The sequence below is a fragment of the Dermatophilaceae bacterium Sec6.4 genome (assembly GCA_039636865.1).
GTDB lineage: Bacteria > Actinomycetota > Actinomycetes > Actinomycetales > Dermatophilaceae > Allobranchiibius.
On sequence record CP144172.1, the window covers coordinates 1,018,906 to 1,036,748 of the forward strand.

Genomic DNA, 17,843 nt, shown 5'->3' on the forward strand with positions numbered 1-17,843 from the left:
TGTGAAATGGGTATTGAAGAGAAGCTCCCCGCAGGATTCATGCTGACGACCGTCGAGCAGGTGGCCGGCTACATGCGCAAGGGTTCGGTCTGGCCCGCCACTTTCGGTCTCGCCTGCTGCGCGATCGAGATGATGGCGGTCGGCACCCCCGACTACGACATCGCCCGGTTCGGGATGGAGCGCTTCAGCGCGACCCCGCGCCAGGCCGACCTGATGATCGTGGCAGGTCGGGTGAGCCAGAAGATGGCCCCGATCGTCCGCCAGGTCTACGACCAGATGCCGGAGCCCAAGTGGGTCATCTCGATGGGCGTCTGCGCAAGCTCCGGCGGAATGTTCAACAACTACGCCATCGTGCAGGGTGTCGACCACATCATTCCGGTCGATGTCTTCCTGCCGGGCTGTCCGCCGCGTCCGCAGATGTTGCTCAACGCCATTCTCGAGCTGCACAAGCAGATCCAGGGGATGAAGTTGGGCGTCAACCGGGTTGCCGCGGCGCGTGCTGCTGAGGCGGCCGCACTGGAAGCGACGCCGACCCACGCGATGAAGGGTCTACTGGCGTGACCGACGACTCGAAACAGGACGACTCGAAAAGGGACATCCCCACATCAGGGGGCAAGCCGACTGCGGGTCCGGCCACCACAGGGCCGGTCAAAGAGCCGTCCGGCGGTCCGATCACGCGTACCGCAGCTGCTCAGGAATTCGCGATTCAGCCCCACGAGCAGCACAACGCCGACCCGGTGGTCGTGTCGCAACGGCAGGGCATGTTCGGCTCCTCGCTCGGCAATGACACCAGCGGGTACGGCGGACTCAAGAGGCCCGTGCTCTTCCCCGGAAACAGCGAGCGACCGTTCGGCGGTTCGTTCGACCTGATGGCAGATGCCCTCGGCAGTGCGCTGCAGAACACCGGCACGTCGTATGAGCAGGCAGTCGAGCGCACCGTGGTCGACCGGGGCGAGCTGACCTTGTTCGTCCGCCGCGAACACCTGCCCGCAGTCGCGCAGGCGCTGCGCGATGAGCCGAAACTGCGGTTCGAGATGTGCATGAGCATCTCGGGTGTTCACTACCCGGACGAGACCGGCGCAGAGCTGCACGCGCTCTACCACCTCGTCTCGATCACCAACAACAACAAGCGCATCCGGTTGGAGGTCGCGGTCCCCGAGGGCGACGCGGTCATCCCGAGCATCGTGTCGACGTACCCCGGTGCGGACTGGCACGAGCGTGAGACGTGGGACATGTTCGGCATCGTCTTCGACGGTCATCCGGCCCTGACCCGCATCCTGATGCCCGACGACTGGCCGGGCCACCCCCAACGCAAGGACTATCCACTGGGTGGCATCCCGGTGGAGTACAAGGGCGCCACAGTGCCGCCCCCGGACACGCGGAGGTCCTACACATGAGCACCACAGCAGAGCACGACGCATTCGGCCAGACCAGCGCCAGGAGCGAGGAGAAGGTCGGCGTCGACGGCGACACACCTGTCCTCAACGCGTCCGGCGGCGACTGGGACGACCTGGTCGATGAGGCATCCGCGCTGCACGAAGAGCGGATCATCGTCAACATGGGTCCGCAACACCCGTCCACGCACGGTGTGCTGCGGTTGATCCTGGAGCTGGACGGCGAGACGGTCACCGAGGCGCGGGCCGGTATCGGCTACCTGCACACCGGCATCGAAAAGAACATGGAGTTCCGCACCTGGACGCAGGGGGTGACGTTCTGCACCCGGATGGACTACCTCACCCCGATGTTCAACGAGACCGCCTACTGCCTCTCGATCGAGAAGCTGCTCGGCATCACCGACCAGATCCCCGCGCGGGCCAGCGTCATCCGGGTGATGATGATGGAACTGACCCGGATCAGCTCCCACCTCGTCGCGCTCGCGACCGGCGGCATGGAAATGGGCGCGACCACGGTCATGACCATCGGCTTCCGCGAGCGTGAGCGCCTCCTGCAGATCTTCGAGGCCGTGACCGGGCTGCGGATGAACAACGCCTACATCCGCCCCGGTGGTGTCTCACAGGACGTCCCGGAAGGTACGACCGAACAGGTCCGGGCGATGATGCCGGACCTACGTCGCGGCATCGGCGAGCTGGAAGCACTCCTGAACGAGAACCCGATCGTCAAGGGGCGCATGGTCGACGTGGGCTACCTGGACCTCACCGGATGTATGGCGCTGGGCGTCACCGGTCCGGTGCTGCGTGCCTCGGGTCTGCCGTACGACCTACGCAAGGCCGACCCGTACTGCGGTTACGAAACGTATGACTTCGAGGTCCCGGTACGCGACAGTTGCGACGCCTACGGGCGCTTGCGGTTGCGGATCGATGAGATGTACCAGTCGATGCACATCGTGCAGCAGTGCGCCGATCGCCTGGACGCTGAGCCAGGTCCGGTCATGGTCGCGGACAAGAAGATCGCCTGGCCGGCACAGTTGTCGGTCGGCGCCGACGGGCAGGGCAACAGCCTGGAGCACATCCGGGAGATCATGAGCGAGTCGATGGAGTCGCTGATCCACCACTTCAAGCTGGTGACCGAGGGATTCCGGGTGCCCCCCGGCCAGGCGTACACCGCGATCGAGTCGCCCAAGGGCGAGCTCGGCTGTCACATCGTCTCCGACGGTTCGACCCGGCCCTACCGGGCGCACTTCCGCGATCCGTCGTTCAACAACCTGCAGGCAGTGGCAGCGATGTCGGAGGGCGGATCGGTCGCCGACATCATCGTCGCCGTCGCCTCGATCGATCCCGTGATGGGTGGAGTGGACCGATGAGCAACGAGTCACATCGGTCCGCAGACGCCGAAGTCGCCACGTCCGAGAGGTTGAGCTCGGTGACCCACGTGCATCCCGAGCATTTGAAGAATCCGTCCGATGCGTTCCTGCATCCGCCGACCCCACTGCACGCCAGCAGGACCCCGTACGACGAGCAGACCCTGGCAATGCTGCACCTGGACGCGGATCTGATCATCGCGCGTTACCCCCAGAAGCGCTCCGCGTTGCTACCGCTGCTGCACCTGATCCAGAGCCTCGACGGGTATGTGACGGGGCGCGGCGTCTCTTTCTGCGCAGCGAAACTTGAGTTGGCGGATGCCGAGGTCAGTGGCGTCGCGACGTTCTACACCCAGTACAAGCGACACCCGAACGGTGAGTACACCGTCGGGGTATGCACCAACACGCTGTGCGCGATCATGGGCGGCGACCAGATATTTGACACCCTCAGCGAGCACCTCGGCATCGGGCACGACGAGACGACGGCGGATGGCAAGGTCACCCTCGAGCGGGTCGAGTGCAATGCGGCATGCGACTACGCGCCGGTCGTGATGGCCAACTGGGAATTCCTGGACAACCAGACGCCGCAATCGGCAATTGCGCTGGTCGAGGACCTGCGTGCGGGCAAGGACGTCGTGCCCACCCGTGGAGCTGCGAAGGTCTGTACTTTCAAGCAGATGTCCCGGGTCCTCGCCGGGTTCTCCGACGGGCTCGCAGGCGAGGGTGTGGGCGCAGGCGGCCCGTCGCTCGAGGGCCTGCGGTTGGCCAAGCAGCGCGGGTTCGACCCGCATGCGCCGTCGGTGGATATCACCGGCGACTCCGACGCCGACAGTCCGTCCGACCACATGGCGGCGGGTCTGGCGGGATCGACCGACACCCCCGCAAACCCCGCAGGCAGCAAGGCCGGCGAAAAGGTGGATGAGTGATGAGCAGCACCCCCCCAAGTTTCTCGCCTGCTTCGCTCCTCCGAATACTTCGCAAGGACCCCGCATGAGTACCCCGTTGACCCCGATCCTGACCCGGTTCTGGGACCAGCCGCAGAGCTGGACCCTGGAGACCTATCTGCAGCACGAGGGCTACCAGGGTCTGGAGAAGGCCTTGGCGATGGATCCGGCCGATCTCGTTACTGCCGCCAAGGGCTCCGGTCTGCGCGGGCGCGGTGGTGCGGGATTCCCGACCGGCCTGAAGTGGAGCTTCCTGCCGAAGCCGGACGGCGGCCCCCGCTACCTGGTGATCAACGCTGACGAGTCCGAACCGGGCACCTGCAAAGACACCCCGATGATGCTCGCTGCACCGCATCTGCTGATCGAGGGCATGATCATCACCTCGTTCGCGATCGGCTGCAACCACGCGTTCATCTACCTTCGCGGCGAAGTCGTCCACGTCTACCGGCGGTTGCTGAACGCGATTGATGAGGCGTACGCGGCCGGACATCTGGGTCACAACATCCACGGCACCGGGTTCGACCTGGACATCACGTTGCATGCCGGTGCGGGCGCCTACATCTGCGGTGAAGAGACCGCACTGCTGGACTCCCTGGAGGGCCGCCGCGGACAACCGCGCCTCAAGCCGCCGTTCCCGGCCGTCGCCGGCCTGTACGCGCGACCGACCGTCGTCAACAACGTCGAGTCCATTGCCTCCGTACCCTCGATCGTGCTGAACGGTGCTGACTGGTTCTCAGCGCTCGGCACCGACAAGTCCAAGGGCTACGGCATCTTCAGCCTGTCCGGTCACGTCACCCGCCCGGGTCAGTACGAAGCACCGCTGGGCATCACGTTGCGCGAGCTGCTGGAGATGGCCGGCGGTATGCGTAATGGGGCGAAGCTGAAGTTCTGGACACCCGGCGGGTCATCGACCCCGATCTTCACCGACGAACACCTCGATGTGCCGCTGGACTTCGAATCAGTAGCCGCCGCCGGCTCGATGCTCGGCACGCGTGCGCTGCAGATTTTCGACGAGTCGGTGTCTGTGGTCCGGGCCGTCAGCCGGTGGACCGACTTCTATGCCCACGAGTCGTGCGGAAAGTGCACCCCGTGCCGCGAGGGCACTTTCTGGTTGAAGCAGATCATGACCCGACTGGAGCACGGTCAGGGCACCCAGGACGACATCGACAAGCTGGTCGACATCTGTGACAACATCCTGGGGCGCAGCTTCTGCGCGCTCGGCGATGGCGCCACCAGTCCGGTGACCTCGGCGGTCCAGTACTTCCGCGAGGAGTTCGAGGTCGGCATGCACAGTCCCTGGTGGGAGGCGTTCCCCCCGGAAGCCTCGGTACTCTTCGACGTCCCTACTCGCGATACCAAGGAGGTTGTGTCCGCATGACGACGGTCACCTCACCCGCTGGCGGCGGCAACGCCGTCGACAAGGGCGGCAACGCGAGTCCGGTGCCTACCGCGGCGGATGCCATCACCCTCACCGTTGACGGCGTCCCCGTCAGCGTTCCCAAGGGCACGCTGGTCATTCGTGCTGCCGAGCACATCGGCATCCAGATCCCACGGTTCTGCGACCACCCGTTGCTGGACCCGGTCGGCGCCTGTCGCCAGTGCCTGGTCGAGGTCTCGACCAAGGGCCCGGACGGCTCGATGCGTGCGATGCCCAAGCCGCAGACCTCCTGCACCCTGGAGGCCAGCGAGGGTATGGCCGTGCAGACCCAGCACACGTCGCAGGTTGCCAACAAGGCGCAGCACGGCCAGATGGAATTCCTGCTCATCAACCACCCGCTGGACTGCCCGGTGTGCGACAAGGGCGGGGAGTGCCCGCTGCAGAACCAGGCAATGAGCAACGGCCGCGCCCGAAGCCGCTTCGAGGACGTCAAACGGACCTATCCCAAGCCGATCAACATCTCGACGCAGGTGCTGCTGGACCGCGATCGTTGCGTGCTGTGCGCACGGTGCACCCGGTTCTCCGACCAGATCGCCGGCGACCCGTTCATCGCGTTGATCGAGCGTGGGGCGCTGCAGCAGGTCGGTATCTACGCCGAGAAGCCGTTCGAGTCCTATTTCTCCGGCAACACGGTGCAGATCTGCCCGGTCGGGGCCCTGACGGGTGCGGCCTACCGCTTCCGGTCCCGCCCCTTCGATCTCATCTCCACCCCGAGTGTGTGTGAGCACTGCGCGAGCGGTTGCTCGATGCGCACCGACCACCGTCGCGGCAAGGTCATGCGCCGGATGGCGCTGGAAGATGTCGCCGTCAACGAAGAGTGGAACTGTGACAAGGGCCGTTGGGCGTTCACCTACGCCAACGCCTCCGATCGTCTGTCCACCCCGATGGTGCGGGGGGAGGACGGCGAACTACGCGTATCCGGATGGCCCGAGGCCCTCGAGGCGGCAGCGGCCGGCCTGTCGGCTGCCCGTGACTCGGGCGGCGTCGGTGTGCTCACCGGTGGTCGAGTCACCGTCGAAGACGCCTACGCCTACTCCAAGTTCGCTCGGGTCGTGTTGGGCACCAACGACGTCGACTTCCGAGCTCGACCGCACTCGGCTGAGGAAGCCGCGTTCCTGTCGCATGCAATCGTCGCGACCGGTCCCGATACGCCGGGAAGCGTTACTTATCTAGATCTGGAACACGCCTCATCGGTACTTCTGCTCGGACTGGAGCCCGAGGAGGAGAGCCCGATGGTCTTCCTGCGGCTACGCAAGGCAGCCCGCAAGGGTCACCTCGCAGTGCTGTCCGCGGCTCCGTTCGCGACACGCGGGCTGCGCAAGATGAACGGTGTCCTGATCCAGGCCGCGCCCGGCACCGAAGCCGAAGTCATCGACGCGCTCAGCGCGTCGACTGGCGAGTTGGCCGTCCACGGCGACCAGATCACCGGCGACTCGATCGTGCTGGTCGGTGAACGCCTCGCGTCGGTTCCCGGCGCGTTGTCGGCAGCTCTGAAGCTGGCCGAGCGCAAGGACGCCCGTATCGCGTGGATCCCGCGCCGTGCCGGTGAACGCGGCGCTCTAGCAGCCGGTGCACTTCCGAATCTGCTGCCTGGCGGCGCGCCCGTCGAGGACGCCGGCGCCCGCGCTGCAGTAGGCGCGATCTGGGGCGCCGAGCTGCCCGGAACAGCTGGTCGCGATACCGCAGCCATGCTGGCGGCCGCAGCGAGCGGCGAACTGGCCGGCCTGGTCGTCGGCGGTGTCGACACCGCAGACATGCCGGACCCGCAGTTGGCGAACGACGCGATGAAACGTGCGTTCACCGTGAGTTTGGAGATCCGCGCGAGCGCTGTCACTGAGCATGCGGACGTGGTGTTCCCCGTTGCTCCGCAGCAGGAAAAGTCCGGTACCTACTTCGACTGGGAAGGTCGCGCGCGACCCTTCCAGCGCGCTATCGAGACCCTTTCGATGAGTGATCTACGCGTGCTCGATCTGCTGGCGGGTGAGCTGGGGGAGTTCCTCGGCACCCGCACCATTGAGGCGGTCCGGAACGAGATCGCGAAGCTGGGGGTGTGGACCGGCGTTCGTCCGGCAGCCCCCCGCGAGCGCAGCCAAGGCGTGCCGCGTCCGCTGGTCGGTCAGGCGGTGCTCGCCACCTGGCCGCATCTGCTGGACAAGGGCCGGATGCAGGACGGCGAACCCTTCCTGGCAGGTACAGCACCGATCTCGCAGGCCCGCATCTCGGCTGCCACTGCAGCCGCTGTCGGTGTGCAGGACGGCGGCCAGTTGACCGTCAGTACGCGGTCCGGCGCCATCACCGCACCGGTAGTGGTGACCGACATGCCCGACCATGTCGTGTGGTTGCCCACCAATTCAGCAGGTAGCGCTGTGCGATCGACGCTGCGCGTCGATGCCGGTGACCTGGTCTCGCTCGGCCGTCGTGCGGAGGTACGTCGATGAGTCACCTCGCAGCTCTCGGCTCGCTGGGGTCTGCCGTCGGCAACCCGGCAGCCGATTTCAGTGACACCCCATGGTGGTTGTCGTTGATCAAGGCGGTGCTGCTCTTCGCCTTCCTGCTCATCCAGACGCTGCTGGTGATCTGGTTCGAACGGCGCATCATCGGTCGGATGCAGCAGCGACCCGGTCCCAACCGGATGGGCCCGTTCGGTCTGCTGCAGACCCTCGCGGACGGTGTGAAGTTGGCGCTGAAGGAGGACGTGACTCCCAGGCGAGCCGACAAGTTGATGTTCATCATCGCCCCGATCCTGGCCGGATCGATGGCGTTCGTGTCGTTTGCGATCATCCCGATCTCGGGCAACGTCTGGATGTTCGGTCATTACACCCCGCTGCAGCTGACCGATACCCCGGTGGCAGTGCTGCTCGTACTCGCGGTCGCCGGTGTCGGTGTCTACGGCATCCTGCTCGGCGGCTGGTCCAGTGGCTCCACCTACCCACTGCTCGGCGGATTGCGCTCCAGCGCGCAGGTGATCTCCTACGAGATCGCGATGGGGCTGGCCCTGGTCGCGGTGTTCCTCTACTCCGGCTCGATGTCGACGTCGCAGATCGTGCTCGCGCAGGGCAAAGGCGTCTGGTACATCATTCCGGCCTTCTTCTCCTTCATCATCTACGTGATCACCATGGTGGGCGAGACCAACCGGTTGCCGTTCGACCTCGCGGAGGGCGAAGGTGAGCTGACCGGTGGTTTCCACACGGAGTACTCCTCGCTGAAGTTCGCGATGTTCTTCCTCGGTGAGTATGTGAACATGTTCACCGTCGCCGGACTGGCGACCACCTTGTTCCTCGGCGGCTGGCAGGCCCCTCCGGGCATCGCCGCCATCGGCGACGGCTTCTTCAACCATGGTTGGTGGGGCGTGTTGTGGTTCGTCATCAAGCTGTGGATCTTCATGTTCTTCTTCGTCTGGCTACGCGGCTCGCTGCCCCGTATTCGGTATGACCAGTTCATGCGCCTGGGCTGGAAGCTGATGATTCCGAGCACCCTGGTCTGGGTCGTCGTGGTGGCCTTCATCCGGGGCTCCAACGCCGGCTTCCTGGGCACCACGCGTATCGACCTGTTCGGCAGGCAGATCTACCGGTCAACGCTCATCGTGATCGCCGTGACGGCGTTGCTCGTGTTGGCCGCCGCCTGGATCTGGGACACTCGCAGTGCCCGCAGACAAGAGGCTGCCGACGCCCGAAGTCGGGTACCGGAGGAGATCGACCCGTTCGCGGGTGGTCACCCCGTACCTCCGCTGCCGGGCCAGCGCCTGGTAGAGCCGCTGCCCGCCCTGAGTGCTGCTGCGGCCCGGCCGGGCACGACACGAGACACCGACGACATACTCGCGAAGGAACCCCGTGGCTGACAAGAAGAAAACCGGCGCGAGCAGCGCCGACGGCACCCCCGAGCGGCCCGGCATATTTGCCGGTGTCGCCGGTTTCGGGGTGACATTCGCGACTATGTTCCGCAAGGTCGCGACCGAGGAGTATCCGGAGGAGAAGCGCCCGACTCAGCCGCGTTTCCACGGCCGTCATCAGCTGAACCGCCACCCGGACGGTCTGGAGAAGTGCGTCGGCTGCGAGCTGTGTGCGTGGGCTTGTCCGGCGGATGCCATCTTCGTGGAGGGCGCCAACAACGACGATGCTGCCGGTGAGCGTTTCTCGCCCGGTGAGCGGTACGGCCGCGTCTACCAGATCAACTACCTGCGCTGCATCTTCTGTGGACTGTGCATCGAGGCGTGCCCGACCAGGGCGCTCACGATGACCAACGAGTACGAGCTGGCCGACAACAACCGCGCCGACCTGATCTTCACCAAGGATCAGTTGCTGGGCCCGATCCAATCTGGCATGTTGCCCGCGCCGCACCCGATGGTCGACGGCATGGTCGAACGCGACTATTACATGGGCAAGGTCGATGGCGCGACAGATGCACAGCGCGCGTGGGTGGACGCCGACGCGAATCACGAGGCGGACCGGCAAGACAAATTTGACCCGAAAACCCGCGATGAGGGCACGCCGTCGATGTCCGCTGTGGCGACGGGCTCGCGCAATTTCGCGAACCAGGACAGGGGTTTTGACCGTTCGCACGCCGTGGGTGGCGCGCCCGACGAGCTCGTCGCCGAGGGTGGACCGGCCGGCGAGAAGAAATCCCAGGAGCCCAGAGATCGGGCGCTGCTGGACTCGGAGACGAGAGAATGATGCACCTGGGTGGGGCCGAATCCACGCTGTTCTTCTTCTGCGCACCACTGACCGTGTTCGGAGCGCTTGCGCTGCTGTTTGCCCGCAAGGCCGTCCATGCGGCCATGGGTATGGCGTTGTGCATGATTCTGCTGGGGATCTTCTACATCGCCCAGGAGGCTGAGTTCCTCGGGATCATTCAGATCTTCGTGTACTCCGGCGCTGTCATGATGCTGTTCCTCTTCGTCGTCATGCTGGTCGGCGTCGACTCCTCCGACTCGCTCGTGGAGACGATCCGCGGCCAGAAGGTAGCCGCGCTGCTTCTCTCTCTTGCCCTGATCGGCCTGCTGGCCTCGGGAATCGGGCGCGCCGCGTTCGCCCCCGGCAAGGGTTTGGCTGCCGCGAACCTCGCGCAGGGCGGAAATGTAGGCGGTATCGCCAACCTCATCTTCGGCCGCTACGTATGGGTCTTCGAGGTCACCTCGGCGCTGCTGATCACCGCTGCCATCGGCGCGATGATGCTTGCGCACCGCGAGCGGTTGACCCCCAAGGCCGGGCAGGCCGACTGGTCCCGCCGCCGCATCCGCGAGGGTGTCAACGTCGCAGGTCTACCCGTTCCTGGGGTGTACTCCCAGCACAATGCGGTAGACACTCCGGCGTTGCTCCCGGACGGCAGCCCGAGCGAACTCTCGATTTCGCGAGTGCTGCGCGCCCGCGAGCAGGTCAACCACGGCAGCGCCCACCAGTTGGAGCTGACCGAGCAGATCGAGGACGAGGTCGGCGATATGACGACGAAGGAAGTTGGGGACCGCCAATGAGGAAACCCCACGACGTGCTCCTCCGCTGCGCTTCCCCGATACTTCGCGAGGACCCCAAATGAGCATTGAGGTCTACCTCTACCTGTCGGTCATTCTGTTCAGCATCGGCTCCGCCACGGTGCTGTTACGCCGGAACGCCATCATCGTCTTCATGGGGGTGGAGTTGATGCTGAATGCCGCAAACCTCATGTTCGTCACTTTCGCGCGGATGTACGGCTCGTTGGAGGGTCAAGTGATCGCGTTGTTCGTGATGGTTGTCGCTGCCGCCGAAGTCGTCGTCGGCCTGGCGATCATCATGTCCATCTTCCGCGCCCGTCGTTCGGCTTCGGTCGATGACGCGAACCTGTTGAAGCTGTAAGGGAGCCCGCTGTTGCTGTCTTTGGTGGGGTCTGTCCCCCTGTCCGAACCCGGAACCGTTGCCACGGCTGCGTCCGGGATCAACCAGTACGCCTGGTTGCTCATCGCGCTACCGCTACTTGGAGCCATCATCCTGATGGTCGGTGGAAAGGCGATGGACAAAGCGGGACCGCTGCTCGGCGTCATTCTGCCCGGTCTGTCCTTCGTGCTCGGTGTGGCGATGGTCCTGCACACCGCAGGTCTGTCGTCTGCTGACCGGGCAATCCAGAGCAATGTGCACCTCTACGACTGGATCGACGCCGGCAGCTTGCATTTGTCGGCTGGCCTGCGCGTTGACCCACTGTCGTTGACCTTCGTACTGCTGATCACCTTCGTCGGCACGCTGATCCACATCTACTCCCTCGGGTACATGGAGCACGACCCCGCCAAGCGGCGGTTCTTCGCCTACATGAACTTGTTCGTGGCCTCGATGCTGACGTTGGTGCTGGCCAACTCGTTCGTCGGGTTGTTCGTCGGCTGGGAGGGTGTCGGTCTGGCGTCCTACCTGCTGATCGGCTTCTGGAACTGGAACCCCGAATATGCAACGGCCGCTAACAAGGCGTTCGTGGTCAACCGCATCGGTGACGTCGGCGTCCTGCTGGCCATGCTCACCATGTACGCGACGTTCGGACGGCTGGACTTCAACGGCGTCTTCGCCGGCGCGGCACAGGCCAACACCACTGCGGTGACCTGGATCGGTGTCTTCCTGCTGGTCGGTGCCTGCGGCAAGTCCGCTCAGTTCCCGCTGCAATCCTGGCTGGGTGATGCGATGGCGGGCCCGACCCCCGTGTCGGCGCTGATCCACGCCGCGACAATGGTGACCGCCGGTGTCTACCTGATCGTGCGTAGCCATGCGATCTTCGATGCCGCACCGAATGCGCGCCTCGCGGTCTGTGTCGTCGGCGCGATTACGTTGGTCTACGGCGCGATCGTCGGTTGCGCCAAGGACGACATGAAGAAGGCGCTGGCCGCCTCCACCATGAGTCAGATCGGCTACATGATCCTGGCCGCTGGGCTCGGGCCGATCGGTTATGTCTTCGCCATCTTCCACCTGCTGACGCATGGCTTCTTCAAGGCCGGGATGTTCCTCGGCGCCGGTTCGGTGATGCACGGTATGAACGACCAGGTCGGGATGCGCCGGTTCGGCGGTTTGTCGGCGGTCATGAAGATCACCTGGGCCACCTTCGGCCTGGGCTTCCTGGCAATCATCGGGTTCCCCCTGCTGTCCGGTTTCTGGTCCAAGGACAAGATCATCGAAGCTGCGTTCGTCGGTGAAGGCTGGCGACCGTGGGTCTTCGGTGGCTCAGCGCTGATCGCGGCCGGCATCACGGCCTTCTACATGGCGAGGTTGTTCTTCATGACTTTCCACGGCAAGCGCCGCTGGACCGACGACGTGCACCCGCACGAATCCCCGTTGACGATGACCGTCCCGATGATGGTCCTGGCGGTTGGATCGGCTTTCCTCGGTCTGGCTCTGGGCCCGACGAACATCATCATCAACTGGCTCGAGCCGGTCACCGGACACACCGAGGGCGACCCCAAGATCCCGGCAGCGCTGCTGATGGTGATCACCTTCGTGCTGCTGTGCATCGGGGTGGGGTTGGCGTGGGCGATGTACATCCGCGACGACGTGCCTATCACGCCGCCGGTCGGATCCCTGGTAACGCGCGCTGCACGTCGTGACCTCTTCCAGGACGACCTCAACGCGGCCGGTTTCCAGCGTCCCGGTCTGCATCTGACCCGGGCCCTGGTCTTCGCGGACAACCGCGGGGTGGACGGTGTGGCCAGTGGCCTGGCCGCCGGGATCGGTGGTTCGTCCTCGCGCATCAAACGTGTTCAGAACGGCTTCGTGCGGTCCTACGCCCTCACCATGTTGATCGGCGTCGTCGCAATCCTCGGCATTGTTTGGGTGGTGCAGTAATGACCTCGAGTTTCCCCTGGCTGACAGTGATCGGCCTGATTCCACTGGTAACCGCGATCGTCGTACTCGCGCTCCCGACGCCCGCTGCCGAGCGCATCGCGCGACCGGTGGCACTGGCCGGATCGGTCATCGCGCTGGTCCTCGGACTGGTGCTGTGGAGTCAGTACAAGACCGGCAAGGTCGGATCGCAGTTCCAGTTCGTCGAGACCCACCAGTGGATTCCGCAGTTCGGCGTTTCCTACCAGGTCGGCATCGACGGTCTCGCACTTGCGTTGATCCTGATGAGCCTCGTGCTCGTACCGGTCTCGCTGCTCGCGGCCTGGAAGGACGTCCCCGCTGACGGCAGTCGCCGGATGCAGAACTACTTCGCGCTGATGCTGGTGCTGGAGACCTTCATGATCGGGGTCTTCTCAGCCACGGACGTCTTCCTGTTCTATGTCTTCTTCGAAGCGATGCTGATCCCGGTTTACTTCCTGATCGGGTCCTTCGGCGGCCCGCGCCGCCAGTACGCCGCAGTGAAGTTCCTGCTCTTCAGCCTGCTCGGTGGATTCGTGATGCTGATCGCGGTCATCGCCATCTACCAGTACGGCCCCGGCGGCGACAACGGATTCCTGTTGTCCAGCCTGACCGGCTTGAAGCTGGGCACCTGGCCCGGCCGTTGGATGTTCCTCGGCTTCTTCTTCGCGTTCGCTGTCAAGGCGCCGATGTGGCCGGTCCACACCTGGCTGCCGGACGCCGCATCCGAGAGCAAGCCGGCGGTTGCTGTGTTGCTGGTTGGTGTGCTCGACAAGGTCGGCACCTTCGGAATGATCCGCTTCTGCCTGCAGCTCTTCCCGGACGCCAGTAAATGGGCGACCCCGGTGATCATCGTGCTGGCGCTGATCTCGATCGTCTACGGCGCCGTCGTAGCGATCGGGCAGACCGACATGATGCGGCTGATCGCGTACACCTCGGTCAGCCACTTCGGTTTCATCGTGCTGGGTATCTTCGCGATGACGACCACCTCACTGGCGGGTTCGGACCTCTACATGGTCAACCACGGGATCACCACGGCCGCGTTGTTCCTCTTCGCGGGCTTCCTGATCATGCGCGGCAAAAGCCGGGATATCCGCGACTACGGCGGCTGGCAGCGGGTCACCCCTGCCCTGGCCGGTGTCACTCTGATCGCCGGACTGTCGGCGCTGTCACTGCCTGGGATGAACTCCTTCATCTCCGAGTTCCTGGTGATGGTCGGTACCTTCCAGCGGTACAAGGCAGCTGGTGGGATCGCGACGGTCGTGGTGATCCTCGCAGCCCTCTACGCACTGCTGATGTACAAGAACATCTTCACCGGGCCGCCGCCGGCCGCTGTAGCGGACGGCGATGGTCATACCGGTGTTGACGCCGACGGTCCTCGCGGGGGCGACCCCTACACGGGCGAGTTGCTGCCGGTCGGTTCTGGCCCGTTGGCCTTGAACCTGTCTGCCGACAGTGACCCCCGTCGCCAGCTGGCGCAGCGCGAACCGGGCGGTGAGCCCAGCCTCGGCGGGCACACGGCGCCCACCGGCTCGAGTTTGAAGGTGCCCGATCTGGACCTGCGTGAGCGGGTCGTCGCCGGTGTGCTGGTTGTGCTGATCGTGGCTCTCGGCTTCTTCCCGAAGCCGGTGCTCGACATCATCCGTCCCGCAACCAACGCAACCATGCAGCTGGTCCAGATGACCGATCCGGCGCCCAGCGTCCCGAGCAGTCAGGTGAACTCGAAGTGATTGCCGCCGCAACCGGCTTCTCCCAGGTCAAGATCGAATACGCCGCCGTCCTGCCCATGCTGGTGGTCCTGGGCGCGGCGATGGTGGGTGTCCTCGTCGAAGCATTCGCGCCGCGTACCTTGCGGTACGCCTTACAGGTAGGCGTCACACTCGTCGGTCTTCTCGTCGCATTTCTGGCCTTGGTGCTGGGCGCGAAGAATCATCAGGCCGTGACAGCGGGCGGCTCAGTCGTCATCGACGGTCCGGCGCTGATGTTCCAGGGCGCAATCCTGGTGCTGGCCTTCCTGGCGGTCATGGTGATGTCCGAGCGGTTCCAGGGGTCCTCGCTGGACGCCTTCACGCAGTCCGGCGCCTCCGTGCCGGGGTCGCCGATGGAGACGAACGCTGTCCGCCTGGGAGCGACCTCGACGGAGGTCTTCCCGCTGGTGCTGTTCGCCGTCGGCGGGATGATGCTGTTCCCGGCGTCCGGTGACCTGCTGACGGTCTTCATCGCGCTGGAAGTACTGTCGTTGCCGCTTTATATCCTGACCGGCCTGGCTCGTCGTCGTCGGCTGCTGTCGCAGGAGGCTTCGATGAAGTACTTCCTGCTCGGCGCCTTCTCCTCGGCGTTCTTCCTCTTCGGTGCGGCACTCGTCTTCGGGTTCGCCGGTTCGCTGAACTTCTCCAATATCGCCGCTGCTATCGCCACTGGCGGGGACCGCGACGGGATCCTGATCCCGGGTGTCCTGCTGGTTGCGGTAGGGCTGCTGTTCAAGATCGGCGCGATTCCGTTCCACGCGTGGACCCCGGACGCCTACCAGGGCGCACCGACCCCGGTCTCGGGTTTCATGGCCGCCTGTACGAAGGTTGCGGCGTTCGGAGCTTTCCTACGCGTCTTCTATGTCGCGTTTCCCGGTATGGCGTGGAACTGGCAGCCGGTCGTGACGGTCGTCGCGATCCTCACGATGGTGGTCGGTGCAGTCATGCTGGTCACCCAGACCGACATCAAGCGACTGCTGGCCTACAGCTCGATCGTGCAGGCCGGTTTCATCCTCGTCGGTGTCGTGGCGTTGGACCGGGCGGCAGTGACCGGAACAGTCGTATATGTCGTGACCTACGGTCTGGCGACGATCGCTGCTTTCGCACTCGTCGCCATGGTGCGCTCCGGTGGTAACGAAGCCACCCACCTGTCCCAGTGGGCCGGGCTCGCCAAGACGAACCCGGTCGTCGGCGGGCTGATGGCGCTGATGATGATCGCGTTCGCGGGTATCCCGTTGACCTCGCTCTTCACGGCGAAGTACGCGATCTTCTCGGCCGCAGTCGGGCACGGTGGCACCTGGCTGGCGGTGATCGGTGTGGTCTTCAGCGCTGTCGCGGCGTTCGTCTACGTGCGCGTCGTGGTGCTGATGTACTTCTCCGAACCCACCGGCGACACCGTCGTGCTGCCGCCCTCCGTGTTGAGTGCCGCCGCGATCACCGCGTGCGCTGTGCTGACCGTTGCGCTGGGTGTCTTCCCGTCGCCGCTGCTGGACATGGCCAACCATTATTCGCAGTTCATGCGATGAACGACGTGCGAGGGCTGTTGCATTGAGTGTCGTGCCCGAGATCGGTGATGCACTCGACGAGAAGTTGCGCGAGGGCCTGGAGTTGGTAGACCAGCGACTGGCCGAGGTTGTCCGCCACGACGACGAGTTCATTCGCGGCGCATCGCATCACCTGCTGGACGCGGGTGGCAAGCGGTTCCGTCCGTTGCTCACGCTGCTGGTCAGCGAGTTGGGCACCGGGCGCAACGAGCAGGTCGTTGACGCAGCGGCGGGTGTCGAGCTGACCCACCTCGCGTCGCTCTATCACGATGACGTGATGGACGAGGCGACCCTCCGCCGCGGAGTGAGAGCAGCCAACCTGGCCTACGACAACTCCACCGCCATCCTCATCGGCGATCTCTTGTTCGGGCGGGCATCGCAGCTGGTTGCCGGTCTCGGATCCGAGGCGGTCCGCATCCAGGCCGACACGTTCGTACGGTTGTGCGCCGGTCAGATCGAGGATGACCGCCAGGCGCCCGAGGGCGCGGACCCGACGGAGTACTACCTGCAGGTGCTCGCGGGGAAGACCGGCTCGCTGATCTCCACTGCGGCCCGCTACGGCGGCATGTTCGCTGGAGTTCCGGCCCCGACGATCGAGCTGCTGGCTCGTTACGGTGAGTTGCTCGGGATGGTCTTCCAGCTGTCCGACGACGTGCTGGACGTGGCCTCCGACCGCGAGGAGTCGGGGAAGGAAGCCGGCGCTGATCTGCGGGAAGGTGTCACTACCTTGCCGGTCCTGTACGTCCGCAGCTCCACCGACCCGGCCGATGCCCGCCTGCAGGACCTTCTCTCGCGGCCGTTGACCGATACCGGTGAACACACTGAAGCGCTGGGATTGCTGCGGGCCCACAAGGCGATGCAGCAGGCGCAGGACCACACGATGGCAGTCGCCATGCAGGCCGTACGCCTCCTGGACGGGTTGCCCGACGGCGAAGCAGTGCGTGCTCTGCGCGCCCTCCCACCGTCCGTAGCTGCGCGCACCGCCTGATCGCTGCGGGGGGCCCACCCGCCGAGTGGCATAGGCATGTTTCCAGTGGTGCAGTCACAGGTCTGCCACTCGAACGTTATGGCTGCCACTCGGGGATGAAGGACCGCGTGCTCGGCCTGGGCGCTATTTTGACTCAGTCCAGAAAAGGCGACACCATATGGGTGTGACCGTCATCGCAGAGCCGCTCCTTCGTGAGGCTGGACTGCGGGTGACGAAGCCACGCGCCGCCGTGCTCGGGGTCGTACAAGCGCAACCGCACGTCGACAGCGCGACCGTCTATGACCTCGTGCGCGCTGCCCTTCCGGACGTGTCCCGCCAAGCCGTATTCGACGCACTGAACACCTTCGCGGCAGTCGGCATCGTGCGCCGGATCGAGCCCGCGGGCTCGCCTGCTCGGTACGAGCTGCGGATCGGCGACAACCACCACCACCTCGTGTGCCGGCGCTGCGGCGTCGTGTCCGACGTCGACTGCGCTGTCGGAGCCGCGCCATGCCTGACCGCAGATGACCAGTCGGGTTTCGTCGTCGACGAAGCCGAAGTCATCTACTGGGGTCGTTGCGCCGACTGCGCAACGCCCACTGACCTGACAACCTGAGTACGAAGCAACAACCCGAAAGGATCTCC

Annotated in this window: 15 protein-coding genes; all 15 read left to right on the plus strand. The window is 65.0% G+C overall.

The features are described 5' to 3' along the window. Positions 1-6 precede the first annotated feature (6 nt). Positions 7-561: an NADH-quinone oxidoreductase subunit B family protein gene (locus tag V3G39_05035; GenBank protein XAS77409.1), complete on the plus strand. Its 555-nt coding sequence runs from the start codon at positions 7-9 to the stop codon at positions 559-561. Then, positions 558-1,397: an NADH-quinone oxidoreductase subunit C gene (locus V3G39_05040; protein XAS77410.1), complete on the plus strand. Its 840-nt coding sequence runs from the start codon at positions 558-560 to the stop codon at positions 1,395-1,397. The genes V3G39_05035 and V3G39_05040 overlap by 4 nt, the downstream gene beginning before the upstream one ends. Then, on the plus strand, positions 1,394-2,761 hold the full coding sequence (locus V3G39_05045) for an NADH-quinone oxidoreductase subunit D (protein ID XAS77411.1): 1,368 nt from the start codon (positions 1,394-1,396) through the stop codon (positions 2,759-2,761). The genes V3G39_05040 and V3G39_05045 overlap by 4 nt, the downstream gene beginning before the upstream one ends. Continuing rightward, on the plus strand, positions 2,758-3,684 hold the full coding sequence (nuoE, locus tag V3G39_05050; protein XAS77412.1) for an NADH-quinone oxidoreductase subunit NuoE: 927 nt from the start codon (positions 2,758-2,760) through the stop codon (positions 3,682-3,684). Before V3G39_05045 ends, nuoE begins: the two co-directional genes overlap by 4 nt. Positions 3,685-3,748: 64 nt before the next feature. After that, complete coding sequence (gene nuoF, locus V3G39_05055) at positions 3,749-5,080, plus strand: NADH-quinone oxidoreductase subunit NuoF (GenBank protein XAS77413.1); 1,332 nt, start codon at positions 3,749-3,751, stop codon at positions 5,078-5,080. Next, complete coding sequence (locus V3G39_05060; protein XAS77414.1) at positions 5,077-7,578, plus strand: NADH-quinone oxidoreductase subunit G; 2,502 nt, start codon at positions 5,077-5,079, stop codon at positions 7,576-7,578. Before nuoF ends, V3G39_05060 begins: the two co-directional genes overlap by 4 nt. Then, positions 7,575-8,978: an NADH-quinone oxidoreductase subunit NuoH gene (nuoH, locus tag V3G39_05065; GenBank protein XAS77415.1), complete on the plus strand. Its 1,404-nt coding sequence runs from the start codon at positions 7,575-7,577 to the stop codon at positions 8,976-8,978. Before V3G39_05060 ends, nuoH begins: the two co-directional genes overlap by 4 nt. 52 nt (positions 8,979-9,030) lie before the next feature. After that, positions 9,031-9,810: an NADH-quinone oxidoreductase subunit NuoI gene (nuoI, locus tag V3G39_05070; GenBank protein XAS78180.1), complete on the plus strand. Its 780-nt coding sequence runs from the start codon at positions 9,031-9,033 to the stop codon at positions 9,808-9,810. Then, positions 9,807-10,607, plus strand: coding sequence for an NADH-quinone oxidoreductase subunit J (locus tag V3G39_05075; GenBank protein ID XAS77416.1), 801 nt, complete (start codon positions 9,807-9,809; stop codon positions 10,605-10,607). Before nuoI ends, V3G39_05075 begins: the two co-directional genes overlap by 4 nt. A 58-nt stretch (positions 10,608-10,665) precedes the next feature. Then, the gene (gene nuoK, locus V3G39_05080; GenBank protein ID XAS77417.1) at positions 10,666-10,965 is read left to right on the plus strand and encodes an NADH-quinone oxidoreductase subunit NuoK; all 300 of its coding nucleotides are present in this window, start codon (positions 10,666-10,668) and stop codon (positions 10,963-10,965) included. A gap of 24 nt (positions 10,966-10,989) precedes the next feature. Next, positions 10,990-12,924, plus strand: a complete 1,935-nt coding sequence (gene nuoL / locus V3G39_05085; GenBank protein ID XAS77418.1) for an NADH-quinone oxidoreductase subunit L — start codon at positions 10,990-10,992, stop codon at positions 12,922-12,924. Then, positions 12,924-14,669 carry an NADH-quinone oxidoreductase subunit M gene (locus V3G39_05090; GenBank protein XAS77419.1) on the plus strand — a complete coding sequence of 582 codons (1,746 nt, stop codon included), beginning with the start codon at positions 12,924-12,926 and terminating at the stop codon, positions 14,667-14,669. The genes nuoL and V3G39_05090 overlap by 1 nt, the downstream gene beginning before the upstream one ends. Beyond that, the gene (nuoN, locus tag V3G39_05095; protein ID XAS77420.1) at positions 14,666-16,213 is read left to right on the plus strand and encodes an NADH-quinone oxidoreductase subunit NuoN; all 1,548 of its coding nucleotides are present in this window, start codon (positions 14,666-14,668) and stop codon (positions 16,211-16,213) included. Before V3G39_05090 ends, nuoN begins: the two co-directional genes overlap by 4 nt. 31 nt (positions 16,214-16,244) lie before the next feature. Beyond that, positions 16,245-17,219 (plus strand): polyprenyl synthetase family protein, encoded by a 975-nt coding sequence (locus V3G39_05100; GenBank protein XAS78181.1) that lies wholly within the window; start codon positions 16,245-16,247, stop codon positions 17,217-17,219. 163 nt (positions 17,220-17,382) lie between these two features. Then, positions 17,383-17,814 (plus strand): Fur family transcriptional regulator, encoded by a 432-nt coding sequence (locus V3G39_05105; protein ID XAS77421.1) that lies wholly within the window; start codon positions 17,383-17,385, stop codon positions 17,812-17,814. The last annotated feature ends 29 nt before the right edge of the window (positions 17,815-17,843 follow it).